Annotated in this window: 18 protein-coding genes; 2 read left to right on the top strand and 16 right to left on the bottom strand. The window is 69.4% G+C overall.

Translation table 11 applies throughout. The annotated features are described in order from the left end of the window. The first annotated feature begins 20 nt into the window (after nucleotides 1-20). A complete protein-coding gene (locus GCN81_RS22420) occupies nucleotides 21-1,376 on the top strand; it encodes a M28 family metallopeptidase (protein WP_156726460.1) in 1,356 nt (451 codons plus the stop codon). 11 nt (nucleotides 1,377-1,387) lie between these two features. Here GCN81_RS22420 and GCN81_RS22415 read toward each other — a convergent pair whose 3' ends face one another. From GCN81_RS22415 to GCN81_RS22395, 5 genes are all read right to left on the bottom strand, one after another. Then, the gene (locus tag GCN81_RS22415; protein WP_156726459.1) at nucleotides 1,388-2,320 is read right to left on the bottom strand and encodes an ABC transporter permease; all 933 of its coding nucleotides are present in this window, start codon (nucleotides 2,318-2,320) and stop codon (nucleotides 1,388-1,390) included. Beyond that, on the bottom strand, nucleotides 2,307-3,248 hold the full coding sequence (locus GCN81_RS22410) for an ABC transporter ATP-binding protein (RefSeq protein WP_156726458.1): 942 nt from the start codon (nucleotides 3,246-3,248) through the stop codon (nucleotides 2,307-2,309). The genes GCN81_RS22415 and GCN81_RS22410 overlap by 14 nt, the downstream gene beginning before the upstream one ends. 113 nt (nucleotides 3,249-3,361) lie before the next feature. After that, entirely contained in the window at nucleotides 3,362-4,612 is a 1,251-nt protein-coding gene (locus tag GCN81_RS22405) for a LolA family protein (RefSeq protein WP_407698007.1), read from the bottom strand. Between the two features lie 223 nt (nucleotides 4,613-4,835). Then, on the bottom strand, nucleotides 4,836-5,846 hold the full coding sequence (locus GCN81_RS22400; RefSeq protein WP_156726457.1) for a polyprenyl synthetase family protein: 1,011 nt from the start codon (nucleotides 5,844-5,846) through the stop codon (nucleotides 4,836-4,838). A gap of 213 nt (nucleotides 5,847-6,059) precedes the next feature. Next, nucleotides 6,060-6,869, bottom strand: a complete 810-nt coding sequence (locus tag GCN81_RS22395) for an HAD family hydrolase (protein ID WP_156726456.1) — start codon at nucleotides 6,867-6,869, stop codon at nucleotides 6,060-6,062. 197 nt (nucleotides 6,870-7,066) lie between these two features. Here GCN81_RS22395 and fahA point away from each other — a divergent pair, with 197 nt between their 5' ends. Further along, nucleotides 7,067-8,308 (top strand): fumarylacetoacetase, encoded by a 1,242-nt coding sequence (gene fahA / locus GCN81_RS22390; protein ID WP_156726455.1) that lies wholly within the window; start codon nucleotides 7,067-7,069, stop codon nucleotides 8,306-8,308. A gap of 104 nt (nucleotides 8,309-8,412) precedes the next feature. Here the strand turns inward: fahA and recQ are convergent, their stop codons facing one another. The 11 genes from recQ to nuoE all read right to left on the bottom strand — a co-directional run bounded on the left by recQ (nucleotide 8,413) and on the right by nuoE (nucleotide 23,479). Next, a complete protein-coding gene (recQ, locus tag GCN81_RS22385; protein ID WP_156726454.1) occupies nucleotides 8,413-10,344 on the bottom strand; it encodes a DNA helicase RecQ in 1,932 nt (643 codons plus the stop codon). A gap of 162 nt (nucleotides 10,345-10,506) precedes the next feature. Continuing rightward, a complete protein-coding gene (gene nuoN / locus GCN81_RS22380; protein WP_156726453.1) occupies nucleotides 10,507-12,156 on the bottom strand; it encodes an NADH-quinone oxidoreductase subunit NuoN in 1,650 nt (549 codons plus the stop codon). Then, nucleotides 12,153-13,724 (bottom strand): NADH-quinone oxidoreductase subunit M, encoded by a 1,572-nt coding sequence (locus GCN81_RS22375; protein WP_156726452.1) that lies wholly within the window; start codon nucleotides 13,722-13,724, stop codon nucleotides 12,153-12,155. The genes nuoN and GCN81_RS22375 overlap by 4 nt, the downstream gene beginning before the upstream one ends. Before the next feature lie 4 nt (nucleotides 13,725-13,728). Further along, a complete protein-coding gene (gene nuoL, locus GCN81_RS22370; protein WP_156726519.1) occupies nucleotides 13,729-15,621 on the bottom strand; it encodes an NADH-quinone oxidoreductase subunit L in 1,893 nt (630 codons plus the stop codon). A 29-nt stretch (nucleotides 15,622-15,650) separates the two neighbouring features. Further along, nucleotides 15,651-15,950 carry an NADH-quinone oxidoreductase subunit NuoK gene (nuoK, locus tag GCN81_RS22365; protein ID WP_156726451.1) on the bottom strand — a complete coding sequence of 100 codons (300 nt, stop codon included), beginning with the start codon at nucleotides 15,948-15,950 and terminating at the stop codon, nucleotides 15,651-15,653. Next, nucleotides 15,947-16,783, bottom strand: a complete 837-nt coding sequence (locus GCN81_RS22360) for an NADH-quinone oxidoreductase subunit J (protein WP_156726450.1) — start codon at nucleotides 16,781-16,783, stop codon at nucleotides 15,947-15,949. Before GCN81_RS22360 ends, nuoK begins: the two co-directional genes overlap by 4 nt. Continuing rightward, nucleotides 16,780-17,421: an NADH-quinone oxidoreductase subunit NuoI gene (gene nuoI / locus GCN81_RS22355; protein WP_156726449.1), complete on the bottom strand. Its 642-nt coding sequence runs from the start codon at nucleotides 17,419-17,421 to the stop codon at nucleotides 16,780-16,782. Before nuoI ends, GCN81_RS22360 begins: the two co-directional genes overlap by 4 nt. Beyond that, nucleotides 17,414-18,766: an NADH-quinone oxidoreductase subunit NuoH gene (nuoH, locus tag GCN81_RS22350; RefSeq protein WP_156726448.1), complete on the bottom strand. Its 1,353-nt coding sequence runs from the start codon at nucleotides 18,764-18,766 to the stop codon at nucleotides 17,414-17,416. The genes nuoI and nuoH overlap by 8 nt, the downstream gene beginning before the upstream one ends. Further along, nucleotides 18,763-21,276, bottom strand: coding sequence for an NADH-quinone oxidoreductase subunit G (locus tag GCN81_RS22345; RefSeq protein ID WP_156726447.1), 2,514 nt, complete (start codon nucleotides 21,274-21,276; stop codon nucleotides 18,763-18,765). The genes nuoH and GCN81_RS22345 overlap by 4 nt, the downstream gene beginning before the upstream one ends. Then, nucleotides 21,273-22,670: an NADH-quinone oxidoreductase subunit NuoF gene (nuoF, locus tag GCN81_RS22340; RefSeq protein ID WP_156726446.1), complete on the bottom strand. Its 1,398-nt coding sequence runs from the start codon at nucleotides 22,668-22,670 to the stop codon at nucleotides 21,273-21,275. Before nuoF ends, GCN81_RS22345 begins: the two co-directional genes overlap by 4 nt. Further along, nucleotides 22,670-23,479, bottom strand: a complete 810-nt coding sequence (nuoE, locus tag GCN81_RS22335; RefSeq protein ID WP_156726518.1) for an NADH-quinone oxidoreductase subunit NuoE — start codon at nucleotides 23,477-23,479, stop codon at nucleotides 22,670-22,672. The genes nuoF and nuoE overlap by 1 nt, the downstream gene beginning before the upstream one ends. Nucleotides 23,480-23,483: the final 4 nt, after the last annotated feature.

The raw sequence follows: 23,483 nt of genomic DNA, 5'->3' as shown, positions 1-23,483 counted from the left end.
CGGAATGGGAGCCCCCACGCATGAGACTCTCCAACCCCAGACGGGCCGCCGCGGGCGTCACGCTCGCCGTCGCCGGTCTGCTCGCCACCGCCGTGCCCGCGGCGACCGCGGCCCCAACAGCCCCACCAGCCCCGGCCCCGGCCCCGGCCGCAGTCCCAGCCGCAGCCGCAGCCGCAGCCGCGCCCGACATACCCCTCTCCAACGTCAAGGCCCACCTGTCGCAGTTCCAGTCGATCGCCTCCGCCAACGGCGGCAACCGGGCCCACGGCCGGGCCGGTTACCAGGCCTCCCTCAACTACGTGAAGGGCAAGCTGGACGCGGCCGGGTACACCACCACCGTGCAGTCGTTCACGGCCAGCGGCTCGACCGGCTACAACCTCATCGCCGAGTGGCCGGGCGGCGACCCGGACGACGTCCTCATGGCCGGGTCACACCTCGACTCGGTGTCGTCCGGGGCCGGGATCAACGACAACGGCTCGGGCTCGGCCGCCGTACTGGAGACCGCGCTCGCCGTGTCCCGCGCCCAGCTGGAGCCCACCAAGAAGCTGAAGTTCGCCTGGTGGGGCGCGGAGGAGCTGGGGCTGGTCGGGTCCCGGTACTACGTCAACAACCTGTCGAGCGGTGAGCGCGCCAGGATCTCCGGCTATCTGAACCTCGACATGGTCGCCTCGCCCAACGCCGGGTACTTCGTCTACGACGACGACCCGGTGCTGGAGAAGACCTTCCAGGACTACTTCACCGGGATCGGCGTACCGACCGAGATCGAGACCGAGGGCGACGGCCGCTCGGACCACGCGCCCTTCAAGAGCGTCGGGATACCGGTCGGCGGGCTCTTCACCGGGGCCAGCCGTACGAAGACGAGCGCGCAGGCCCAGAAGTGGGGCGGCACGGCCGGGCAGGCCTTCGACCGCTGCTACCACTCGTCGTGTGACACCACGTCGAACATCAACGACCCCGCACTCGACCGCAACAGCGACGCGCTCGCGCACACGGTCTGGGCGCTCGGCACCGAGGAGCCTCCCCCGCCGGGCGACGTGTACGAGAACACCGACGACGTCGCCATCCCGGACTACGGGTCCGCGGTGACCTCCCCGATCACGGTCTCCGGACGTACGGGCAACGCGCCCGCCGCGCTCCGGGTCGGTGTGGACATCAAGCACACCTGGCGCGGTGACCTGGTCATCGATCTGCTCGCGCCGGACGGCACCGCGTACCGCCTGAAGAACGCGAGCGGCGGCGACTCGGCGGACAACGTCATCACGACGTACACCGTCGACGCGTCGAGCGAGACGGCCAACGGCACCTGGCGGCTTCGTGTCCAGGACGTGGCCCGGTACGACACCGGGCGCATCGACAGCTGGCGGCTCACCTTCTGAATCGGCTGCTCCTAGGCGCTGATGTCCTTCGTCGTGAAGCGCGCCCAGGCGGCGGCCCCGAACACCGCCGCGTACAGACCCTGGAGCCGCAGGTTGGCGATCAGGTCGTCGTAGTGGACCGGGTCCCGCAGCAGATCGGCGAAGGACAGCCAGTGCTGGGAGAAGAGATAGGGGTGGACGGCGTCGAGCTGCGGGATCGAGCCGATGATCTGCACGGTGATCAGGAGGCCCACAGTCGTCGCCATCGCCGCGATGCCGCTGTTCGTCAACGTGGAGACAAAGACGCCGAGTGCCGCGAGTCCGACGAGCGAGGCGGCGACGGCTAGCGCGATCAGCAGGGCGCGTAGCAGGGCTTCGGAGAAGCTGATCTGGGTGCCGGAGATCGTGGTGAGGTCCCCTAGGGGGAAGAGCAGCGCCCCGGTGGCGAGCGCGGATGCCGCCACGGTGACGGTCGCGATCACGCAGAAGACCAGCGTGGAGGCGTACTTGGCGAGCAGCAGTCGGGTACGGCCAGCGGGCGCGACCAGCAGATAGCGCAGCGTACCGGCGCTGGCCTCGCCCGCGATGCCGTCGCCCGCGATGACGCCGACAGCCATCGGAAGGAAGAAGGGGAGGGTGGCGGCGAGCGCGGCGAAGACGAGGAAGAGGCCGTTGTTGGTGATCTGGCCGAAGAAGGCCGGGCCTTCACCGGACCCGCCGCCCTCGCCCGGCCCGGCCGAGCCGCCGTCGCTCGTCTCGATCTTCACGGCGATCCCGATGAGTACGGGGAGCACCGCGAGGACGCCCAGCAGCGCGAGAGTCCGCCAGCGGCGGAGGGTGACGCGGAGCTCGGAGCGGAAGAGGCCGAGGGTCCAGAGGCGGCGGTGGGTGGCGGTCGTGGGGTGTGTGGGCGTGGGGTGTGTGGGCGTGGGGTCGGTGGTCGGTGTTTGTTCAGCCTGCGACATCGAAGCCCTCCCCCGTCAGTTCCACGAACACGTCTTCCAGCGAGGCGCGTTCCAGGCCGAAGCCGCGTACCCGGACCTCCGCCCGCACCAGCGCCGCGTTCAGCTCCGCCAGGTCGGTCAGGTCCGTTGGGGGTGGGTCGCCGGTGACGCGGTCGGCGGTGACGGTCAGGTCGCTCACCCCGTGGTCCTTGAGCACCCGGGCCGCGTCGGCCGGGTCGGGGGTGGTCACGGTCAGCCGTCCGCGGGTGGACGCGGCGAGTTCCGCGACCGTGCCCTGGGTGATCAGACGGCCTCGGGCCATCACCGCGGCATGCGTGCAGACCTGCTCGATCTCATCCAGCAGGTGCGAGGAGAGGAAGACGGTCGTGCCGTCGTCCGCCAGTTCCCGTACCAGCGTGCGGATCTCGCGCATGCCTTGTGGGTCCAGGCCGTTGGTCGGCTCGTCCAGGACGAGCAGGCGGCGCGGCTGGAGCAGCGCCGCGGCGAGGCCGAGCCGCTGCTTCATACCGAGTGAGTACGCCTTGGCCTTCTTGGCGGCGGCGGAGGACAGGCCTACCCGGTCCAGGGCGGCCGCGACGCGGGTGCGCCGGGTGCGCGGATCGGCGGTCGGGTCGGCGGCGTCGTAGCGCAGGAGGTTGTCCCGGCCGGAGAGGAAGCCGTACAGCGCGGGGCCCTCGATGAGCGCGCCGACGTGTGGGAGGACGGTGGGGGTCGCGCGGGGCATACGGTGGCCCAGCAGGTGCGCCGAGCCGGAGGTCGGCTCGATCAGGCCCATCAGCATTCTGATGGTCGTGGTCTTGCCGGAGCCGTTCGGACCGAGGAACCCGAAGACGCTGCCGGGCGGGACGGTCAGGTCCAGCCGGTCCACGGCGGTCTGAGCGCCGTAGCGCTTGGTCAGTGCGCGGGTCTCGATCACACCCGAGATCATCGTTCCCCTGTCGTATCGCGTCGTAGCGCGCAACACCGCGGCGGACCCGGAGAGTGCCGTACTCCCGTGTCCGCCGCGTGCGCTGCGTCCGCCGCTTCCTGACCGTGTCGCGGCTACTTCGCCGCGTTGGCCGCATTCACCAGCGAGCTCTTGTCCACCGCGCCGACATAGACCTTCCCATCGTCGGTGACGAGGGCGTTGACCAGGCGGGTGGAGAAGACCCTGCCAGAGCCGAACTTACCGGTCGCCTTGTCCCCGAGAGCGTCGAGGAACTTCTCGGCCTCCGGCGGGACATCGCTGTCCTTCGGGATCGTGAGGCCCTGGCCTCCCGGCATCTCGAAGGTGGCGATGGAGCTCCAGCCCTCACCGATGACGTTCAGCCCGCCCAGGTCCTCCAGGCCCTCGAACTCCTCGTCCTTCGGGGCGTCGCCCTCAAGGTCCTCCGCCTCGGTGACCTTCGTGCCCTTGCCGGGCTTGAAGTCGAAGGTGGACGCCTTCGGTGCCGAGAAGTCGACCTTGGTGAAACCCGCGTCGATGGCAGCCTTGCCACCGCTGCGCGGGGTGAGCGTGAACTTCAGCGGCACGCCGTTCTCCGCGTCCACGGCAATCCGGATCGAGCCGACGGTCGAGGTGACGCCGTTGGTCGTCTTGGGCTTGATGAGCAGCTGGTAGGCGTCGCGGCCCGCGACCTTCGCGGTGCCGTCGACTGAGACGGAGGTCGTGTCGTCGACCGCCTTCAGCGCCTGCTCGGCGAACTCCTTGGGGGTGGCGGGGGCGGAGTCCGGCACGACGTGGTCGGCGCCCTTGTCCCTGCCCTTGCCCTGCTTCGCGTCGTCGGCCGTGGCGTGGTAGGCCTCGTTGGAGGCGCTGTCGTAGGCCCATACCTCGTCGCCGTTGCGAATGACGCTGTACTCCGCCGCGTCGTCCAGGATGGACAGCTTCTGCTTGTCGGGGCCGTCCGCCGCGACGCGCAGGGTGTGGGTGCCGGACGTCAGCTCCATGAGCTTGTCCTCGGGGGCGGCCGACGAGGCGGTGCCCTCCCCGTCGCCGCGGGCGGCATCGCCCAGGAGGGACGAGGCGGCGCCGCCGAGCCCCGGGATGCCCAGATCCGTACTGATCTTGACGCTGCCGGAGAGCTGCTCCGTATCCGACGCCGCGATCTTCTCGATGAGTTCCTGTGCGGTGATCTTCGGCAGATCCGGGTCGCCGCTGCTGGCGAGCGCCGGGACCAGCCCGATGGTCGCCGCGGCGACCGAGGCCACCGCGACCGGGACGATGTACCGCGCGGCCTTGCGGCGGCCCGACCTGAGCTCGTCGGTCGCCTCGTCGTCCATGGGTCGCTGGTCCGGTCCGTTGGGTGCCATGTGTGCACTACCTCCGTGGTCGGCGACGGCGGCCTGCCGCCATTCTCACCCGAGTGGGTCAGGAGTGGTTGTCGTTCTGGTGTCTCTATCCGACCAAATCGGGTGGCCGAAAGCGTCAGCCCCCAGGATCAACTCCACGTACTGCCCTGGGATGAGATACGACGGTGGCGCCTCCCCCGACCCGTAGGGGAAGCGCCACCGGAAGTCGCATGGAGGCGGGCTCTCAGCCCGCGCGGTGCACCACGGCGTCACAGAGCTGCACCAGCGCCGCTTTGGCACCGCACTCGGGCAGCGGCGCCAGCAAGGCCCGCGCCTCCTCGGCGTACCGCACGCTGTCCCGCCTGGCCTGCTCCAGCGCCGGGTGGACCCGCAGGCCCGCCAGCGCCTTGGCGTGCCGGGTGTCGTCCGTCAGGTCGTCGGCGAGCAGGTCGCGCAGGGCCAGGTCCTCGGGCTTGCCCTCGGCGGCGGCCTGGGCCTGGACGTAGAGCACCGGCAGGGTCGGGATGCCCTCGCGGAGGTCCGTGCCGGGTGTCTTGCCCGACTCGTGGGTGTCGCTGGCGATGTCCAGTACGTCATCGGCGAGCTGGAAGGCGACGCCGAGCCGCTCGCCGTACTGGGTGAGCACGTCCACGACCGTCTCGTCGGCGCCCGACATCATCGCGCCGAAGCGTCCGGCGACGGCGATCAGCGAACCGGTCTTGCCGCCGAGTACGTCGAGGTAGTGCTCGATCGGGTCGCGGCCATCGCGCGGTCCCGCGGTCTCCAGGATCTGTCCGGTGACCAGTCGCTCAAAGGCCTCAGCCTGGATGCGTACGGCCTCCGGGCCCAGGTCGGCCAGGATGTGCGAGGCGCGCGCGAACAGGAAGTCGCCGGTCAGCACCGCCACCGAGTTGTCCCAGCGGCTGTTGGCGCTCTCGACGCCGCGGCGTACGTCGGCCTCGTCCATCACGTCGTCGTGGTAGAGCGTCGCGAGGTGAGTGAGTTCGACGACGACGGCGGAGGGCACCACACCCGGCGCGTGCGGGTCGCCGAACTGCGCCGCGAGCATCACGAGCAGCGGCCTGAGCCGTTTCCCGCCCGCCCTGACGAGGTGCTGGGCGGCCTCGGTGATGAAGGGGACCTCGCTCTTGGTGGCCTCGAGCAGACCTTCCTCGACTGCCGCCAATCCGGCCTGGACATCGGCCTCGAGAGACTGGTCCCGCACGCTCAGCCCGAACGGCCCGACGACGGTCACGAGGGGGTCTCCTGTCTGCTGGCGGTCACGCGTGTCTACTGACGCACACAACTCTGGTCACCCGTTCGGTGCACAGTTTGTCGATGTGTCGCTGCCCTCACTCAAGTCAGCGTATCCGGTCGACTTTCGATCACAGCTAGCACCTGCCCGGCCGGGCGAGGCAGCATACGACGATCTCCACCAAACCGGGCATAAGGTGCTAATCCATTGACGTCAGGGGAACAGTCGCTCCAGGACCACGGCAACGCCTTCCGCCTCGTTCGAGCACGTCACCTCGTCCGCGACCGCCTTGAGCTCGTCGTGGGCGTTGGCCATGGCCACGCCGTACGCCGCCCATCGGAACATCGGGATGTCGTTGGGCATGTCACCGAACGCGATCGTGGTCGCGGCGCACTCGCCCAGAATCCGGGCCGCGAGCGCGAGACCGGCCGCCTTGTCGACGCCGAGCGGCTGTAGCTCCACGGTTCCGGGGCCCGCCATCGTGACGGTGACCAGGCCGTGGACCGCGCTGCGGGCGGCGGTGGCCAGCGCGTCGTCGGTCAGTGACGCATGGCGGAGCAGCACCTTGTTGATCGGCTCGGACCACAGTTCCGCCCGGCTGCCCGCGCGGACCGCGGGGAGCATGGGGTGCGGCAGCTCATAGCCCGGCTCCATGAGCATCAGGCCGTCGGCGCCGTCCTGGTTGACTGCGGCGAAGACCTCGCCGACCTCGGCTTCGATCTTGCCGAGCGCGGTGTCCGCCAGCTCCAGGTCCAGGGTCCTGGAGCTGACGACGGCGTCCGCCCCCGCGTCGTACACCTGCGCTCCCTGGCCACAGACGGCGAGGCCGCGGTAGTCCAGCTCCACCAGCAGATGCCGGACCTGCGGCACCGGGCGCCCGGTGACCACGATGTGCTGCGCGCCTGCCGCGGCCACCCTGGCGAGCGCGGCCCGAGAGCGCGCCGACACGACGTCGCCATGTCGCAGCAGGGTCCCGTCCAGGTCGGTGGCGATCAGCGAGTACGCGGAGGGGGTGGCGGCCATGCCCACCAGGATACGGAGACCCCAACAAACCTCGTGAAAGAGGACGTTGACAGTCTGGCGACGCTCCCGGCATCTGCCATGCCGCCCGGAATCCCGTCCGTGCGCCTGCCCCCACCGGCGCGAATGCCCCTGCCGTCCCGCCGCACCGCGACGTAACGTGTGGGCAACCACAAGACGGAAAGCGAGGCAGCGTACCGATGCCCGAGCAGACCCCGCTCGATCTTCCCGAGGGCGACCCCTTCGGTCCGCACAACCTGCCGTACGGCGTGTTCTCCCTGCCCGGGGAGGTCGCCGAGACCCGCCGCCGGGTCGGCGTACGCCTCGGGTCGTATGTCCTGGACGCCGGCGCGGCCGCGCATGCCCTGGGGTCGCCGTACGCGTCCCTGCTCGCGCAGTCCACGCTGAACCCGCTGCTCGCCTCCGGACGGCAGACCTGGAGCGACGTCCGGCGGGCGCTCACCGCCTGGGTGACCGTCCCGTCCCACCGGGACGTGGTGCAGCCGCTGTTCCACCACCTGTCGGAGGTCACCCTGCACCTCCCGTTCGAGGTCGCGGACTATGTCGACTTCTACGCGAGCGAGAACCACGCGCGGAACGTCGGCCAGATCTTCCGCCCAGACGCGGAGGACTCACTCACCCCCAACTGGAAGCACCTGCCCATCGGTTACCACGGCCGGTCCGGCACCGTCGTGGTCTCCGGGACGGATGTGGTGCGCCCATCGGGCCAGCGCAAGGCCCCGTCGGACCCCGCTCCGGTCTTCGGCCCGTCGATCAAGCTGGACATCGAGGCCGAGGTCGGCTTCGTGGTGGGCGTACCGTCCGCACTCGGCTCCTCGGTGGAGCTGTCCGGCTTCCGTGACCACGTCTTCGGCCTCACCCTCCTCAACGACTGGTCGGCCCGGGACATCCAGGCCTGGGAATACGTCCCGCTGGGCCCGTTCCTCGGCAAGTCCTTCGCCACCTCCGTCTCCGCGTGGATCACCCCCTTGGAGGCCCTGGACTCGGCCAGGACCGCACCGCCCACCCGCGATGTGCCGCTACTCCCCTACCTCGACGACACCGCGGAGTCCGCCAACGAACCCGGCGGCTACGACCTCCGTATCACCGTCGCGATCAACGGCCATACGATCGCCGAGCCGCCGTTCGCCACCATGTACTGGACGGCCGCCCAGCAACTCGCCCATATGACGGTCAACGGCGCCTCGCTGCGCACCGGCGACCTCTACGGCTCGGGCACCGTCAGCGGAGCCGAGCGCGACCAGCGCGGCTCCCTGCTGGAGCTGACCTGGAACGGCCGTGAGGTGATCGACCTTCCCGACGGCAAGCGCACCTTCCTGGAGGACGGCGACGTGGTCACCATGACGGCCTGGGCCCCAGGCCCGGACGGGACGAGGGTGGGCCTCGGCGAGGTCACGGGCCGGATCACCCCGTCCGCATGACCCTCACCCGCTGGTACCCAGCCGTCTGATACAAGCCCCCGGCCAGTCATCTTGTACCAGCCACTGGCACAAGTGGCTGACCGGGGGATTCCTCACGACCCGCCTCACACCGCGTGCTCCTCCCCGTCCCCGTCATGGCCGCCCGCTCCGCCGGAGTCGCCGGAATCGCCCTGATCCGCGACCGTCGCGAGGACCCCCTCTCCGTACGTCGCCAGCTTCCTCTCGCCCACCCCTCCGATGACCGCCAGCTCCGTCACCGAAGCGGGCCGGGCAATGGCGATCTCCCGCAGGGTCGCGTCGTGGAAGATCACGTAGGCCGGAACGCCCTGCTCCTTGGCCTGCCCCGCGCGCCAGGCCCGCAGCGCCTCGAAGAGCGGCACCGCCTCATCGGGCAGGTCGACGACGGCCTTGGCCTTGCGCTCGGCCTTCGTGGCACGCGCCGCCGCGGGCTTCTTCCGCTCCTTGCGCAGCCGCACCTCGCGCTCCCGGCCGAGCACCGCGCCGCTCTGCTCGGTCAGTACCAGCGTGCCGTACTCCCCTTCGACGGACAGCAGGCCCTGCGCCAGCAACTGCCGGACCACACCGCGCCATTCCGCCTCGGAGAGTTCTTCACCGATGCCGAAGACCGAGAGCTGGTCGTGGTCGAACTGAATGACCTTCGCGGTCTTCCGTCCCAGCAGGATGTCCACGATCTGCCCCGCGCCGAACTTCTGCCGCCGCTCCCGGTCCAGCCGCCACACCGTGGACAGCAGCTTCTGCGCGGCCACCGTGCCGTCCCAGGTCTCGGGCGGGGTGAGGCAGGTGTCGCAGTTGCCGCACGCCTCGGCGCCCGGCGCCTGGCCGAAGTAGGCGAGCAGCTGGGCCCTACGGCACTGGGCCGTCTCGCACAGGGCCAGCATGGCGTCCAGATGGGCCCCGGCCCGGCGGCGAAAGGCCTCGTCCCCCTCGCCGCCCTGCAGCATCTTGCGCTGCTGCACGACATCCTGCAGGCCGTACGCCATCCAGGCCGTCGACGGCAGACCGTCCCGACCCGCCCGCCCCGTCTCCTGGTAGTAGCCCTCCACGGACTTCGGCAGGTCCAGGTGGGCGACAAAGCGGACGTCCGGCTTGTCGATGCCCATACCGAAGGCGATGGTGGCGACCACCACCAGGCCCTCCTCGCGCAGGAACCGGGACTGGTGGGCCGCACGCGTCCCGCCGTCAAGACCCGCGTGGTACGGCACGGCCTCGATGCCGTTGCGGGAGAGGAACTCGGCGGTCTTGTCGACCGAGTTACGCGAGAGGCAGTAGACGATGCCCGCGTCCCCCGGGTGCTCGTCGCGGAGGAACTTCAGCAGCTGCTTCTTCGGCTCGTCCTTCGGCTCGATGCGGTACTGGATGTTGGGCCGGTCGAAGCTGGCCTCGAAGTGCCGGGCGTCCGGCATGCCGAGCCGCTCGGTGATCTCCCGGTGCGTGGCCCGGGTCGCCGTCGCCGTGAGAGCGATCCGGGGAACCTCTGGCCAGCGCTGGCCGAGCAGGGAGAGAGCCAGGTAGTCGGGCCGGAAGTCGTGGCCCCACTGCGCCACACAGTGCGCTTCGTCGATCGCGAAGACCGAGATCTTGGCCCGGGAGATCAAGTCCAGGGTCGACTCAAGGCGCAGCCGCTCCGGCGCCAGATACAACAGGTCGAGCTCACCCGCGAGGAACTCGGCCTCCACCACACGCCGCTCGTCGAAGTCCTGCGTGGAGTTGATGAATCCGGCCCGCACGCCGAGCGCCCGCAGGGCGTCGACCTGGTCCTGCATCAGCGCGATCAGGGGCGAGACCACAATGCCGGTGCCGGGCCTGACCAGCGCCGGGATCTGGTAGCAGAGCGACTTGCCACCGCCGGTCGGCATCAGGACGACTGCGTCCCCACCCGCGACCAGATGCTCGATGACCGCTTCCTGCTCACCTCGGAAGCTGTCATAGCCGAAGACTCGGTGCAGCGTACGCAGCGCGTCGCTCTGCGTCACGCCATCCGGCGTCACCTCACTCATCACCACGGTCCCATTCATCGCCCTGTCCCCCGTATGCCGTCCCTCGACCACTACCGCAACGATAGGGGCCAGGACCGACACCCGGGCAAAGTTATCCACAGGCAGCTAGGCAGGCCGCTGCCCGGCACCCCTCACGAGCGGGGTACCGGGCAGCGGAGTGCAAGGTGAGCCGGAACGCGGCTAGCGCACGAACACGCTCGCCTGGTTCGCCAGGTCGAGGAAGTACTGCGGCGCGACACCGAGCACCAGCGTGACCGCGACACCGACCCCGATCGTGGTCATCGTCAGCGGCGAGGGCACCGCGACGGTCGGGCCCTCAGGACGTGGCTCGCTGAAGAACATCAGCACGATCACCCGGATGTAGAAGAACGCGGCGATCGCGGACGAGATCACACCGACCACGACCAGCGCCCCGGCTCCGCCTTCGGCCGCCGCCTTGAACACCGCGAACTTCCCGGCGAACCCGGAGGTCAGTGGGATACCGGCGAAGGCCAGCAGGAACACCGCGAAGACCGCGGCCACCAGCGGCGAACGCCGCCCGAGCCCGGCCCACTTGGACAGGTGCGTCGCCTCGCCACCCGCGTCCCGTACCAGCGTCACCACCGAGAAGGCGCCGATCGTGACGAACGAGTACGCCAGCAGATAGAAGAGCACCGAGGAGATCCCGGCCTCGTTCATGGCGATCACACCGGCCAGGATGAACCCGCCGTGCGCGATGGAGGAGTACGCCAGAAGCCGCTTGATGTCGGTCTGGGTGATGGCGACGATCGCACCGAGCAGCATGGTGATGATCGCGACGCCCCACAGCACCGGCCGCCAGTCCCAGCTCAGGCCCGGCAGCACCACGTACAGCAGCCGCAGCAGCGCACCGAAGGCCGCGACCTTGGTGGCCGCCGCCATGAAGCCGGTGACCGGCGTCGGCGCGCCCTGGTACACGTCCGGGGTCCACATGTGGAACGGCACCGCGCCCACCTTGAAGAGCAGCCCCATCAGGACCATCGCGGCGCCGATGAGCAGCAGCGCGTCGTTGCCCATGGTGTCCGCGAGTGCCGGGTCGATGGACGTCACCGTGCCGTCGACGACCTCGGCGATCCCGGCGTACGACAGCGTGCCCGCGTATCCGTACAGCAGCGCGATGCCGAAGAGCAGGAACGCCGAGGAGAAGGCGCCGAGCAGGAAGTACTTCACCGCGGCCTCCTGCGACACCAGCCGCTTGCGCCGGGCGAGCGCGCAGAGCAGATAGAGCGGCAGCGAGAAGACCTCCAGCGCGATGAACAGGGTCAGCAGATCGTTGGCCGCGGGGAAGACGAGCATGCCAGCGACCGCGAAGAGCGCCAGCGGGAAGACCTCGGTGGTGGTGAACCCCGCCTTGACCGCCGCCTGTTCGCTCTTGCTGCCGGGCGGCGCCCCGGCCTGTGCGACGAACGAGTCGACCTGCTTGCCGTGGGCCACCGGATCAAGCCTGCGCTCGGCGAAGGTGAAGAGGGAGACCAGGCCCGCCAGCAGGATGGTGCCCTGCAGGAACAGCGCGGGCCCGTCCACCGCGATCGCGCCCATCGCCACGATGCCGGCCTTGGTGCTGCCGTGCCCGGTGACCGCCAGCCCGACGACCGCGGCGAACGCGGCGGCCAGCGCCACCACACTCAGGAACAGCTGAACGTGGTAGCGCGCCCGGCGTGCCACGAACGCCTCGACGAGGATGCCGAGTACGCCCGCGCCGACGACGATGAGGATGGGTGAGAGCTGGCCATACTCGATATGCGGCGCGTCGATCCTGCTGACCGGCTCGGCCGCCGTTGTCCACAGGCTGTGGACGGCTGATGCGCTCACTTGGCCGCCTCCACCTCGGGCTCGGGGTCTGTCTTCTGTACGTCGGACATGGTGTGCTCCACGGCCGGGTTCACGATGTCGGTGACCGGCTTCGGGTAGACGCCCAGGAAGATCAGGGCGGCGATGAGCGGGGCCACCACGGCGAGCTCACGCACCCTGAGGTCCGGCATCTTCGAGACCTCCTGCTTCACCGGGCCCGTCATCGTCCGCTGGTACAGGACGAGGGTGTAGAGCGCGGCGAGCACGATTCCGAAGGTGGCGATGATGCCCGCCACCGGATAGCGCGCGAAGGTGCCGACCAGGACCAGGAACTCGCTGACGAACGGCGCGAGACCCGGCAGCGAGAGCGTCGCCAGACCACCCACCAGGAAGGTGCCCGCGAGCACCGGCGCGACCTTCTGCACCCCGCCGTAGTCGGCGATGAGCCGCGAGCCGCGCCGCGAGATCAGGAACCCGGCCACCAGCATCAGGGCCGCGGTCGAGAGCCCGTGGTTGACCATGTAGAGCGTCGCGCCCGACTGGCCCTGGCTAGTCATCGCGAAGATGCCCAGGATGATGAAGCCGAAGTGCGAGATCGAGGCGTACGCGATCAGGCGCTTGATGTCCCGCTGGCCGACGGCGAGCAGCGCACCGTAGACGATGCTGACCAGGGCGAGCGTCAGAACCACCGGCGTCGCCCACGCCGACGCCTCGGGGAAGAGACCGAGGCAGAAGCGGAGCATCGCGAAGGTGCCGACCTTGTCGACCACCGCCGTGATCAGCACGGCGACCGGGGCGGTCGACTCGCCCATCGCGTTCGGCAGCCAGGTGTGCAGCGGCCAGAGCGGCGCCTTCACCGCGAAGGCGAAGAAGAAGCCGAGGAACAGCAGCCGCTCGGTGTTGGTCGCCATGGTCAGTTCGCCGCTCGCCCGCGCCTCGGCGATCTCGGGCAGCGAGAAGCCGCCCGCGACCACGTAGAGCCCGATCACCGCGGCCAGCATGATCAGCCCGCCGACCAGGTTGTAGAGCAGGAACTTCACCGCGGCGTACGAGCGTTGCGTAGCGGCGTTCTCGTCGCTGCCCGCGTGCGCCCGGTCCCCGAAGCCGCCGATGAGGAAGTACATCGGGATGAGCATGGCTTCGAACACGATGTAGAAGAGGAAGACGTCGGTGGCCGCGAAGGAGAGGATCACCATCACTTCGACCATCAGGATCAGCGCGAAGAAGCCCTGAGTGGGCCGCCACCGGGACGACTTCGTCTCCAAGGGGTCGGCGTCGTGCCAGCCCGCGAGGATGATGAACGGGATCAGCAGCGCGGTGAGCCCGATCAGCGCGACCCCGATGCCGTCCGCGCCCAGTTCGTAACGCACCCCGAAGTCCGCGATCCAGGCATGCGACTCGGTGAGTTGGTAGCGGTCGCCACCGGGCTCGAAGCGGACGAGCACGGCGGCCGCGAGGCCCAGCGTGCCGAGCGACACGAGCAGCGCGAGCCACTTGGCGGCGGTGCGCCGGGCGGCCGGGACGGCGGCGGTGGCGATCGCGCCGATCGCCGGGAGCGCCGCCGTCGCTGTCAGCAGAGGAAAGGACATGGGATCAGACCGCCCTCATCAGCAGGGTCGCGGCGATGAGGACCGCCGCACCGCCGAACATCGAGACCGCGTAGGACCGGGCGAAGCCGTTCTGCAGCTTGCGCAGTCGGCCGGAGAGCCCGCCGACCGACGCGGCCGTGCCATTGACGACTCCGTCGACCAGGGTGTGGTCGACGTACACCAGGGAGCGGGTGAGGTGTTCGCCACCGCGGACCAGCACCACATGGTTGAGGTCGTCCTGGAGCAGATCGCGCCGGGCCGCCCGGGTGAGCAGCGAGCCGCGCGGGGCGGTGACCGGGACCGGACGCCGTCCGTACTGCACATAGGCGAGACCGATGCCGAGCACCATCACCGTGATCGTGGCCGTCATGATCACCCCGGCGCTGATCGGCGGATGCCCGTGCTCGAACGCCGTGACCGGCTCCAGCCAGCCCGCGAAGGATTCGTTGAGGCTGAACAGACCACCGGCGAACACCGACCCGAAGGCGAGCACGATCATCGGAATCGTCATGGACTTGGGCGACTCGTGCGGATGCGGTGCGTTGCCTTCCGCGTCAGGCTGCCAGCGCTTCTCGCCGAAGAACGTCATCAGCATCACCCGCGTCATGTAGTACGCGGTGAGGGCCGCGCCCAGCAGGGTGACGGCGCCGAGAATCCAGCCCTCCGTACCGCCCTGGGCGAAGGCCGCCTCGATGATCTTGTCCTTGGACCAGAAGCCGGAGAGTCCCGGGAAGCCGATGATCGCCAGATAGCCCAGGCCGAACGTCGCGAACGTGACCGGCATGTACTTCCTGAGGCCGCCGTACTTCCGCATGTCGACCTCGTCGTTCATGCCGTGCATGACCGAGCCCGCGCCGAGGAACAGCCCGGCCTTGAAGAAGCCGTGGGTCACCAGGTGCATGATCGCGAAGACGTAGCCGATCGGGCCGAGGCCCGTCGCCAGGATCATGTAGCCGATCTGCGACATCGTCGAACCGGCCAGGGCCTTCTTGATGTCGTCCTTCGCGCAACCGACGATCGCACCGAAGAGCAGCGTCACCGCGCCGACCACCACGACCGCCAACTGCGCGTCGGGCGCGGCGTTGAAGATCGCGCCGGAGCGGGTGATCAGATACACGCCCGCGGTCACCATGGTCGCCGCGTGGATCAGGGCCGAGACCGGAGTCGGGCCCTCCATCGCGTCCCCGAGCCAGGACTGCAGCGGCACCTGCGCGGACTTACCGCAGGCGGCGAGCAGCAGCATCAGCCCGATGGCGGTCAGCTTGCCCTCACTGGTGTCACCGGCTGCGCTCGCGCTCAGGACCGGCCCGAAGGCGAAGGTCCCGAACGTGGTGAACATCAGCAGGATCGCGATCGACAGGCCCATGTCGCCGACGCGGTTGACCAGGAAGGCCTTCTTCGCGGCGGTGGCGGCACTGGGCTTGTGCTGCCAGAAGCCGATCAGCAGGTACGAGGCGAGGCCGACGCCCTCCCAGCCGACGTACAGCAGCAGGTAGTTGTCGGCGAGCACCAGCAGCAGCATCGCCGCCAGGAACAGGTTCAGGAAGCCGAAGAAGCGGCGGCGCCGCTCGTCGTGCTCCATGTACCCGACCGAGTAGAGGTGGATCAGCGTGCCCACGCCGGTGATCAGCAGGACGAACGTCATCGACAGCTGGTCCAGCTGGAAGGCCACGTCCGCCTGGAATCCCTCGACCGGGATCCAGCTGAACAGATGCTGGCTCAGGGTCCGGTCCTCGGCGTCCCGGCCCAGCATGTCGGTGAAGAGCACCACCCCGACGACGAACGAGGCGGCCGCGAGCAGCGTCCCGATCCAGTGACCGGTACGGTCCAATCGGCGGCCGCCGCACAGCAGTACGACCGCTCCGAGCAAAGGCGCCGCGATCAGCAGCGCGATCATGTTCTCTGTATTCACGGTTCAGCGACCCCTCACAGCTTCATCAGGCTGGCGTCGTCGACCGAGGCCGAGTGGCGCGATCGGAACAGCGTCACGATGATCGCCAGCCCGACCACGACCTCCGCGGCGGCGACGACCATCGTGAAGAAGGCGAGGATCTGGCCGTCGAGGTTGCCGTGCATCCGGGAGAAGGCGACAAGCGAGAGGTTGCAGGCGTTGAGCATCAGCTCGACGCACATGAAGACCACGATGGCGTTCCGCCGGATCAGCACCCCCGAGGCGCCGATCGCGAACAACACGGCCGCGAGGTAGAGATAGTTGACGGGGTTCACTTGGCGGCCTCCTCATCTGACTGATCCCGGCCGGGCTCGGACTGATCCCGGCCGAGGCGGGTCTGCGACCGCTGCTCCAGCGCCTTCAGGTCGCTCAGCGCCTGACCTGACACATCCCGGATCTGGCCCCGGGACCGCAGCGTCTTGTTGACGGTGAGCTCGGACGGCGTGCCGTCCGGCAGCAGGCCCGCGATGTCCACGGCGTTGTGCCGGGCGTAGACGCCGGGGGCGGGCAGCGGCGGCACCTGGTCGCCGCGTACGCGCTGCTCGGACAGCTCCCGCTGGGTCTGGGCCCGCTCGGTGCGCTCCCGGTGGGTGAGCAGCATGGCGCCGACGGCGGCCGTGATGAGCAGTGCGCCGGTGATCTCGAAGGCGAAGACGTACTTCGTGAAGATGAGAGCCGCGAGGCCCTCCACGTTGCCTCCCGCGTTCGCCTGGGCGAGGCCGTTGAACTCCTGCAGCGAGGCGTTGCCGATACCGGCGACCAGCAGGATGGCGAATCCTGCGCAACACAGGGCGGCCATCCAGCGCTGGCCCTTGATGGTCTCCTTCAGCGAGTCCGCGGCCGTGACGCCGACCAGCATGACCACGAAGAGGAAGAGCATCATGATCGCGCCGGTGTAGACGATGACCTGCACGATGCCGAGGAAGTAGGCGCCGTTGGCGAGGTAGAAGACCGCCAGGATGATCATCGTCCCGGCCAGGCACAGTGCGCTGTGTACGGCCTTCTTCATAAAGACGGTGCACAGCGCGCCGATCACGGCCACCGTGCCGAGCACCCAGAACTGGACGGCCTCACCACTGGACGTGGTGTAGGCGGCGAGCGAGCTCATGCGCCGGCCCCCTCTGGCTGGACCGGGCCGTCCTCCGCTGCCTCCTGTGCGGGCTTCTCCCCCTTGGACACGGCGACCTGACGCTCCGTACCGGGGGCGGCCTCGGTGACCAGGCCCCGGTAGTAGTCCTGCTCGTCCATGCCGGGGAAGATCGAGTGCGGAGTCTCGACCATGCCCTCGTCCAGCCCCGCCAGGAGTTGCTCCTTGGTGTAGATGAGGCTGGCGCGGGTGCTGTTGGCCAGCTCGAACTCGTTGGTCATCGTGAGCGCCCGGGTCGGGCAGGCCTCGATACACAGGCCGCAGAAGATGCAGCGGGCGTAGTTGATCTGGTAGACGCGGCCATACCGCTCGCCCGGTGAGTAGCGCTCCTCCTCGGTGTTGTCAGCGCCCTCCACGTAGATGGCGTCCGCGGGGCAGGCCCAGGCGCACAGCTCGCAGCCGATGCACTTCTCCAGGCCGTCCGGATGGCGGTTGAGCTGGTGCCGTCCGTGGAAGCGCGGTGCCGTGGTCTTCGGCTGCTCCGGGTACTGCTCGGTCAGCCGCTTCTTGAACATGGCCTTGAAGGTCACGCCGAAGCCAGCCACAGGGTTCTGGAACCCCTGCTCGGTCTCGCGTGACTCCCTGGATTCCTCAGACACCGTCAGCCTCCTTTCCGTCACTTGGAGTATCCACTCCGCCACTGACAATCAACTCGCGCTCCTGGCGCGAGCGGCGTCGCGGAACGGGTGGCAGGGTCTGGCCCGGCAGCGGCGGGACCGGGAATCCACCGGCCATCGGGTCGAAGGCGGGCGGCGCCTTCTTGATCGCCGCCTCCGTCCGCTCCTTGCGGTCGCGGAAGATGTCCACGACGAAGGAGAGCAGCAGAACGGCCAGCAGGGTGCCGCCGACGTAGAGCAGGATCTGCCAGAAGTCGACGCCCTCGTTCCGCATCACCCGCACGGTCGCGACCAGCATCAGCCAGGCGACCGCGACCGGGATGAGGACCTTCCAGCCCAGCTTCATCAGCTGGTCGTAGCGGACCCGCGGCAGGGTGCCGCGCAGCCAGACGAAGAAGAAGATCAGCAGCTGGAGCTTGATGACGAACCAGAGCATCGGCCACCAGCCGTGGTTCGCGCCTTCCCAGAAGGTGGAGATCGGGTACGGAGCCCGCCAGCCCCCCAGGAAGAGCGTCACCGCGATCATCGACACGGTGACCATGTGGATGTACTCGGAGAGCATGAACAGCGCGAACTTGATCGAGCTGTACTCGGTGTTGAAGCCACCAACCAGGTCGCCCTCGGACTCCGGCATGTCGAACGGCGCCCGGCTGGACTCACCGATCATCGTCACCATGTAGATCAGGAACGAGACCGGGAGCAGAACCATGTACCAGCGGTCGCTCTGTGCGTCGACGATCGCCGAGGTCGACATCGACCCCGAGTAGAGGAACACCGAGGCGAAGGCCGCGCCCATGGCGATCTCGTACGAGATCATCTGGGCACTCGAGCGGATGCCGCCGAGCAGCGGATACGTCGACCCCGACGACCAGCCGCCGAGCACGAATCCGTAGACGCCGACCGCGCCGATCGCCAGGACGTAGAGCATCGCGACCGGCAGGTCGGTCAGTTGGAGCGCGGTGCGGGTGCCGAAGATCGAGACTTCGTTGCCCGCTGGCCCGAAGGGGACGACGGCGATCGTCATGAAGGCCGGGATCGCGGCCATGATCGGCGCGAGGATGTAGACGGCCTTGTCCGCCCGCTTGACGATCACGTCTTCCTTGAGCATCAGCTTCACGCCGTCGGCGAGCGACTGCAGCATGCCCCAGGGGCCGTGCCGGTTGGGGCCGATACGCCGCTGCATCCAGCCGATGACCTTGCGCTCCATGACGATGGAGATCAGGACGGTCACCATCAGGAAGGCGAAGCAGAAGACCGCCTTGATGAGGATCAGCCACCACGGATCGGTGCCGAACATCGAGAGGTCTTCCAGAGCGGTCTGGCTCATGCCTGCACCTCCGTCGCGGCCGGTCCGTCCGTGGCGGCGCCGGCCGGGCCGACCCTCACCAGGTCACCGGGGCGGGCCCCGGTGTCCGACGCGACCCCGCCGCCGGTGGAGTTCAGCGGCAGCCAGACCACCCGGTCCGGCATCTCGGTGACCCGCAGCGGGAGCACGACCGAGCCCTGCGGTCCGGTGACGGCGAGCGCGTCTCCGTCCTTGACGCCCGCCTCAGTGGCGGTGGCCGCCGAGAGCCGGGCCAGCGCCTCGTGCCAGGTGCCCTCGAGCGCCTGGTCGCCTTCCTGGAGACGGCCCTGGTCGAGCAGTTGCCGGTGGCCCGCGAGTACGGCCTCCCCGCTGCCGGGCCGCGGCAGCCCGGCGACGGTGTCCAGCGGCTCGGTGGCCCGTGGCCCGTCCCAGGGGCCGAGACGGTCGAGTTCACGGTGGACCGACCGGTTGTCCGGCAGGCCCAGGTGGACGTCCATGGCGTCACACAGCATGTGCAGTACGCGCGCGTCGGTGGGCGCGGTCGAGCGGGTCATCTGGTCCGGCTTGAGCGCGGCCTCGAACGGCCGGGCCCTGCCCTCCCAGTTGAGGAAGGTGCCCGCCTTCTCGGGGACCGCCGCCACCGGGAGGACGACATCCGCCCGCTCGGTGAACTCGCTGGGCCGCAGCTCCAGGCTGACCAGGAAACCGACCTCGCCGATCGCCTCCCGGGCGCGCGCCGGGTCCGGCAGGTCCGCGACCTCGACGCCCGCCACCACCAGGGCCGCGAGCTCTCCGGTGGCGGCGGCCTCGACGATCTGGCCGGTGTCGCGGCCGAAGCGATGCGGGAGTTCGGCGACGCCCCAGAGGGCCGCCACCTCGCTCCGCGCGCGTGGATCGGTCGCCGGACGGCCACCGGGCAGCAGCGAGGGCAGCGCACCGACCTCGAGCGCACCGCGCTCACCGGCCCGGCGCGGAATCCACACCAGCTGCGCACCGGTGGCGCGCGCCAGGCGTACCGCGGCGGTCAGCCCACCGGCCACGCCCGCGAGCCGCTCACCGACGACGATGACCGCTCCCTCCGCGTGGAGCGCTTCGGCGGCCTTGGCCCCGTCGTCGCCCAGGCCGACGCCAGACGCCAGCGCGTCCAGCCACTCGGGCTCGGTGCCGGGTGCCGCGGGAAGCAGGGTGCCGCCCGCCTTCTCCAGGCCGCGCGTCGCGTACGGGGCGAGGGCGAAGGTCCGCTGGCCGTGGCCACGCCAGGCCTTGCGCAGCCGCAGGAAGACGCCGGGCGCCTCCTCCTCGGACTCGAACCCGGCGAGCAGGACGGCGGGGGCCTTCTCCAGCGAGGTGTAGGTGACACCCGTACCGTCGAGGTCCCGTCCGCGCCCGGCTACCCGGGCGGCCAGGAAGTCGGACTCCTCACCGCTGTGCACGCGCGCGCGGAAGTCGATGTCGTTCGTGCCGAGCGCCACGCGCGCGAACTTGCTGTACGCGTAGGCGTCCTCGACCGTGAGCCGGCCGCCCGCCAGTACAGCGGTCCTCCCCTTGGCGGCCGCGAGTCCGCCCGCCGCAACCTCCAGCGCCTCCGGCCAGCTGGCCGGCCTGAGCTCGCCCGACTCGGCGTCACGGACCAGCGGGGTGGTGAGCCGGTCCCGCTGCTGGGCGTAGCGGAAGCCGAAGCGGCCCTTGTCGCACAGCCACTCTTCATTGACCTCGGGGTCGTTGGCCGCGAGCCGCCGCATCACCTTGCCGCGCCGGTGGTCGGTCCTGGTCGCGCAGCCGCCCGAGCAGTGCTCGCACACGCTGGGAGACGAGACCAGGTCGAAGGGCCTGGACCGGAAGCGGTACGCCGCCGAGGTCAGCGCGCCGACCGGGCAGATCTGGATGGTGTTTCCGGAGAAGTACGACTCGAAGGGGTCGCCCTCACCGGTACCCACCTGTTGGAGCGCGCCCCGCTCCAGGAGCTCGATCATCGGATCGCCGGCGATCTGGTTGGAGAAGCGGGTGCAGCGGGCGCAGAGTACGCACCGCTCGCGGTCGAGCAGCACCTGGGTGGAGATCGGCACCGGCTTCTCGAAGGTGCGCTTCTTGCCGTCGAAGCGCGAGTCGGACTGGCCGTGCGACATGGCCTGGTTCTGCAGCGGGCACTCGCCGCCCTTGTCGCAGACCGGGCAGTCCAGCGGGTGGTTGATGAGCAGCAGCTCCATCACACCCTGCTGGGCCTTCTCGGCGACGGGCGAGGTGAGGTGCGTCTTGACGACCATGCCGTCGGTGCAGGTGATGGTGCAGGAGGCCATCGGCTTGCGCTGGCCCTCGACCTCGACGATGCACTGGCGGCAGGCGCCTGCCGGTTCGAGCAGGGGGTGGTCACAGAACCTGGGGATCTCGATGCCCAGTTGCTCGGCCGCCCGGATGACCAGGGTGCCCTTGGGCACACTGAGCTCAGCTCCGTCGATCGTCAGCGAGACCAGGTCCTCGGGCGGAACGGCCGCCTCCCCTCCTGAGGAGGTGGCGCTGGTGGACACTGTCATGCGGTCACCTCCGTGGGGTCGGCGGGTCGGTCGGCCCAGAGGGTCGACTTGGCCGGGTCGAAGGGGCAGCCCTTGCCGGTGATGTGCTGCTCGTACTCCTCGCGGAAGAACTTGAGCGAGGAGAAGATCGGCGACGCGGCGCCGTCGCCCAGCGCGCAGAAGGACTTGCCGTTGATGTTGTCGGCGATGTCGTTGAGCTTGTCGAGGTCGGCCATGACGCCCTTGCCGGACTCGATGTCCCGTAGCAACTGCACTAGCCAGTAGGTGCCTTCACGGCAGGGGGTGCACTTGCCGCAGGACTCGTGGGCGTAGAACTCGGTCCAGCGCGTCACCGCCCGTACGACGCAGGTGGTCTCGTCGAAGCACTGGAGCGCCTTCGTGCCGAGCATCGAGCCCGCGGCGCCGACGCCTTCGTAGTCCAGCGGGACATCGAGGTGTTCGGCCGTGAGCATCGGGGTCGACGAGCCGCCGGGCGTCCAGAACTTGAGCTGGTGTCCCGGCCGCATGCCGCCGCTCATGTCGAGAAGCTGGCGCAGCGTGATGCCGAGCGGAGCCTCGAACTGGCCCGGGTTGGCGACATGGCCGCTCAGCGAGTAGAGCGTGAAGCCCGGGGACTTCTCGCTGCCCATCGACTTGAACCAGTCCTTGCCCCGGTTCAGGATCGCGGGAACCGAAGCGATGGACTCGACGTTGTTCACCACAGTGGGGCACGCGTAAAGACCCGCGACAGCCGGGAAGGGGGGACGCAGCCGGGGCTGTCCGCGTCGGCCTTCGAGCGAGTCGAGCAGCGCGGTCTCCTCACCGCAGATGTACGCGCCCGCGCCCGCGTGCACGGTGAGTTCGAGGTCGAGTCCGCTGCCCAGGATGTTCTCGCCGAGCAGGCCCGCCTCCTTCGCCTCACGCACGGCCTCGTGCAGTCTGCGCAGTACGGGGACGACCTCGCCGCGCAGATAGATGAAGGCATGGTTCGACCGGATCGCGTAACAGGCGATCACGATTCCCTCGATGAGGGCATGAGGGTTCGCGAAGAGGAGCGGGATGTCCTTGCAGGTCCCGGGCTCCGATTCGTCGGCGTTGACAACTAGATAGTGCGGTTTGCCATCTCCCTGGGGAATGAACTGCCACTTCATTCCGGTAGGGAAGCCCGCGCCGCCGCGGCCGCGCAGACCTGAGTCCTTGACGTACGCGATGAGGTCGTCCGGCGTCATGGCGAGCGCCTTGCGCAGGCCCTCGTACCCCTCGTGACGCCGGTAGGTCTCCAGCGTCCAGGACTCTTCCTGGTCCCAGAAGGCCGACAGGACCGGTGCGAGCAGTTTGTCGGGACTCGTCTCTCCCCCACCCTCGAATGCACTCGGGCGGGCGGTGCCCCCCTGCTCGGCTGATGCCAAGGTCATCACTCCTCCTCCTCGGTCACCGGGCCCGACGGGTGGGCGGGATCGGACGCTGAGGTCTGCTGGGGTGCGTCGTGTGAGCTCGGGTGGTCCGCGGGCGGCTCGTCACTGGCGTAGCCGGACGACCGGGGCGACACGACCTTGGCCGGGGGCTTCTCGCCCTTGGCGAGCCTGAGCCCGACCAGCGAGGCGTGGCCCGCGCCGCCGGACGCCTCGACGGCTCCGGGGCGCTCGTCGGGAAAACCAGCCAGTATCCGGGCGGTCTCCTTGTACGTGCACAGCTTCGCGCCGCGGGTGGGTTCGACGTCGCGGCCCGCACGCAGGTCGTCGACGAGCCGCTTGGCGGACTCGGGCGTCTGGTTGTCGAAGAACTCCCAGTTGACCATCACGACGGGGGCGAAGTCGCAGGCGGCGTTGCACTCGATGTGCTCGAGGGTGACCTTGCCGTCCTCGGTGGTCTCGTTGTTGCCGACCCCCAGGTGCTCCTTGAGTTCGTCGAAGATGGCGTCGCCGCCCATCACCGCGCAGAGTGTGTTGGTGCAGACCCCCACCTGGTAGTCGCCGGACGGCTTGCGCCGGTACATGGTGTAGAAGGTGGCCACCGCGGTGACCTCGGCCGTGGTCAGGCCGAGGATTTCGGCGCAGAACGCCATGCCGGTGCGGGTGACATGGCCTTCCTCGGCCTGGACCAGGTGCAGCAGCGGGAGCAGCGCGGACCGGCTGTCGGGGTAGCGCGCGATGACGTCGCGCGCGTCCGCCTCGAGCCGGGCCCGTACGTCGGCCGGGTAGTCGGGGGCCGGGAGTTGGGGCATACCC

The sequence above is a fragment of the Streptomyces apocyni genome, from assembly GCF_009739465.1.
Classification (GTDB): Bacteria; Actinomycetota; Actinomycetes; order Streptomycetales; family Streptomycetaceae; genus Streptomyces; species Streptomyces apocyni.
The sequence above is the reverse complement of the archived record's forward strand: the minus strand, read 5'-3'. Positions and strand labels throughout refer to the sequence as shown.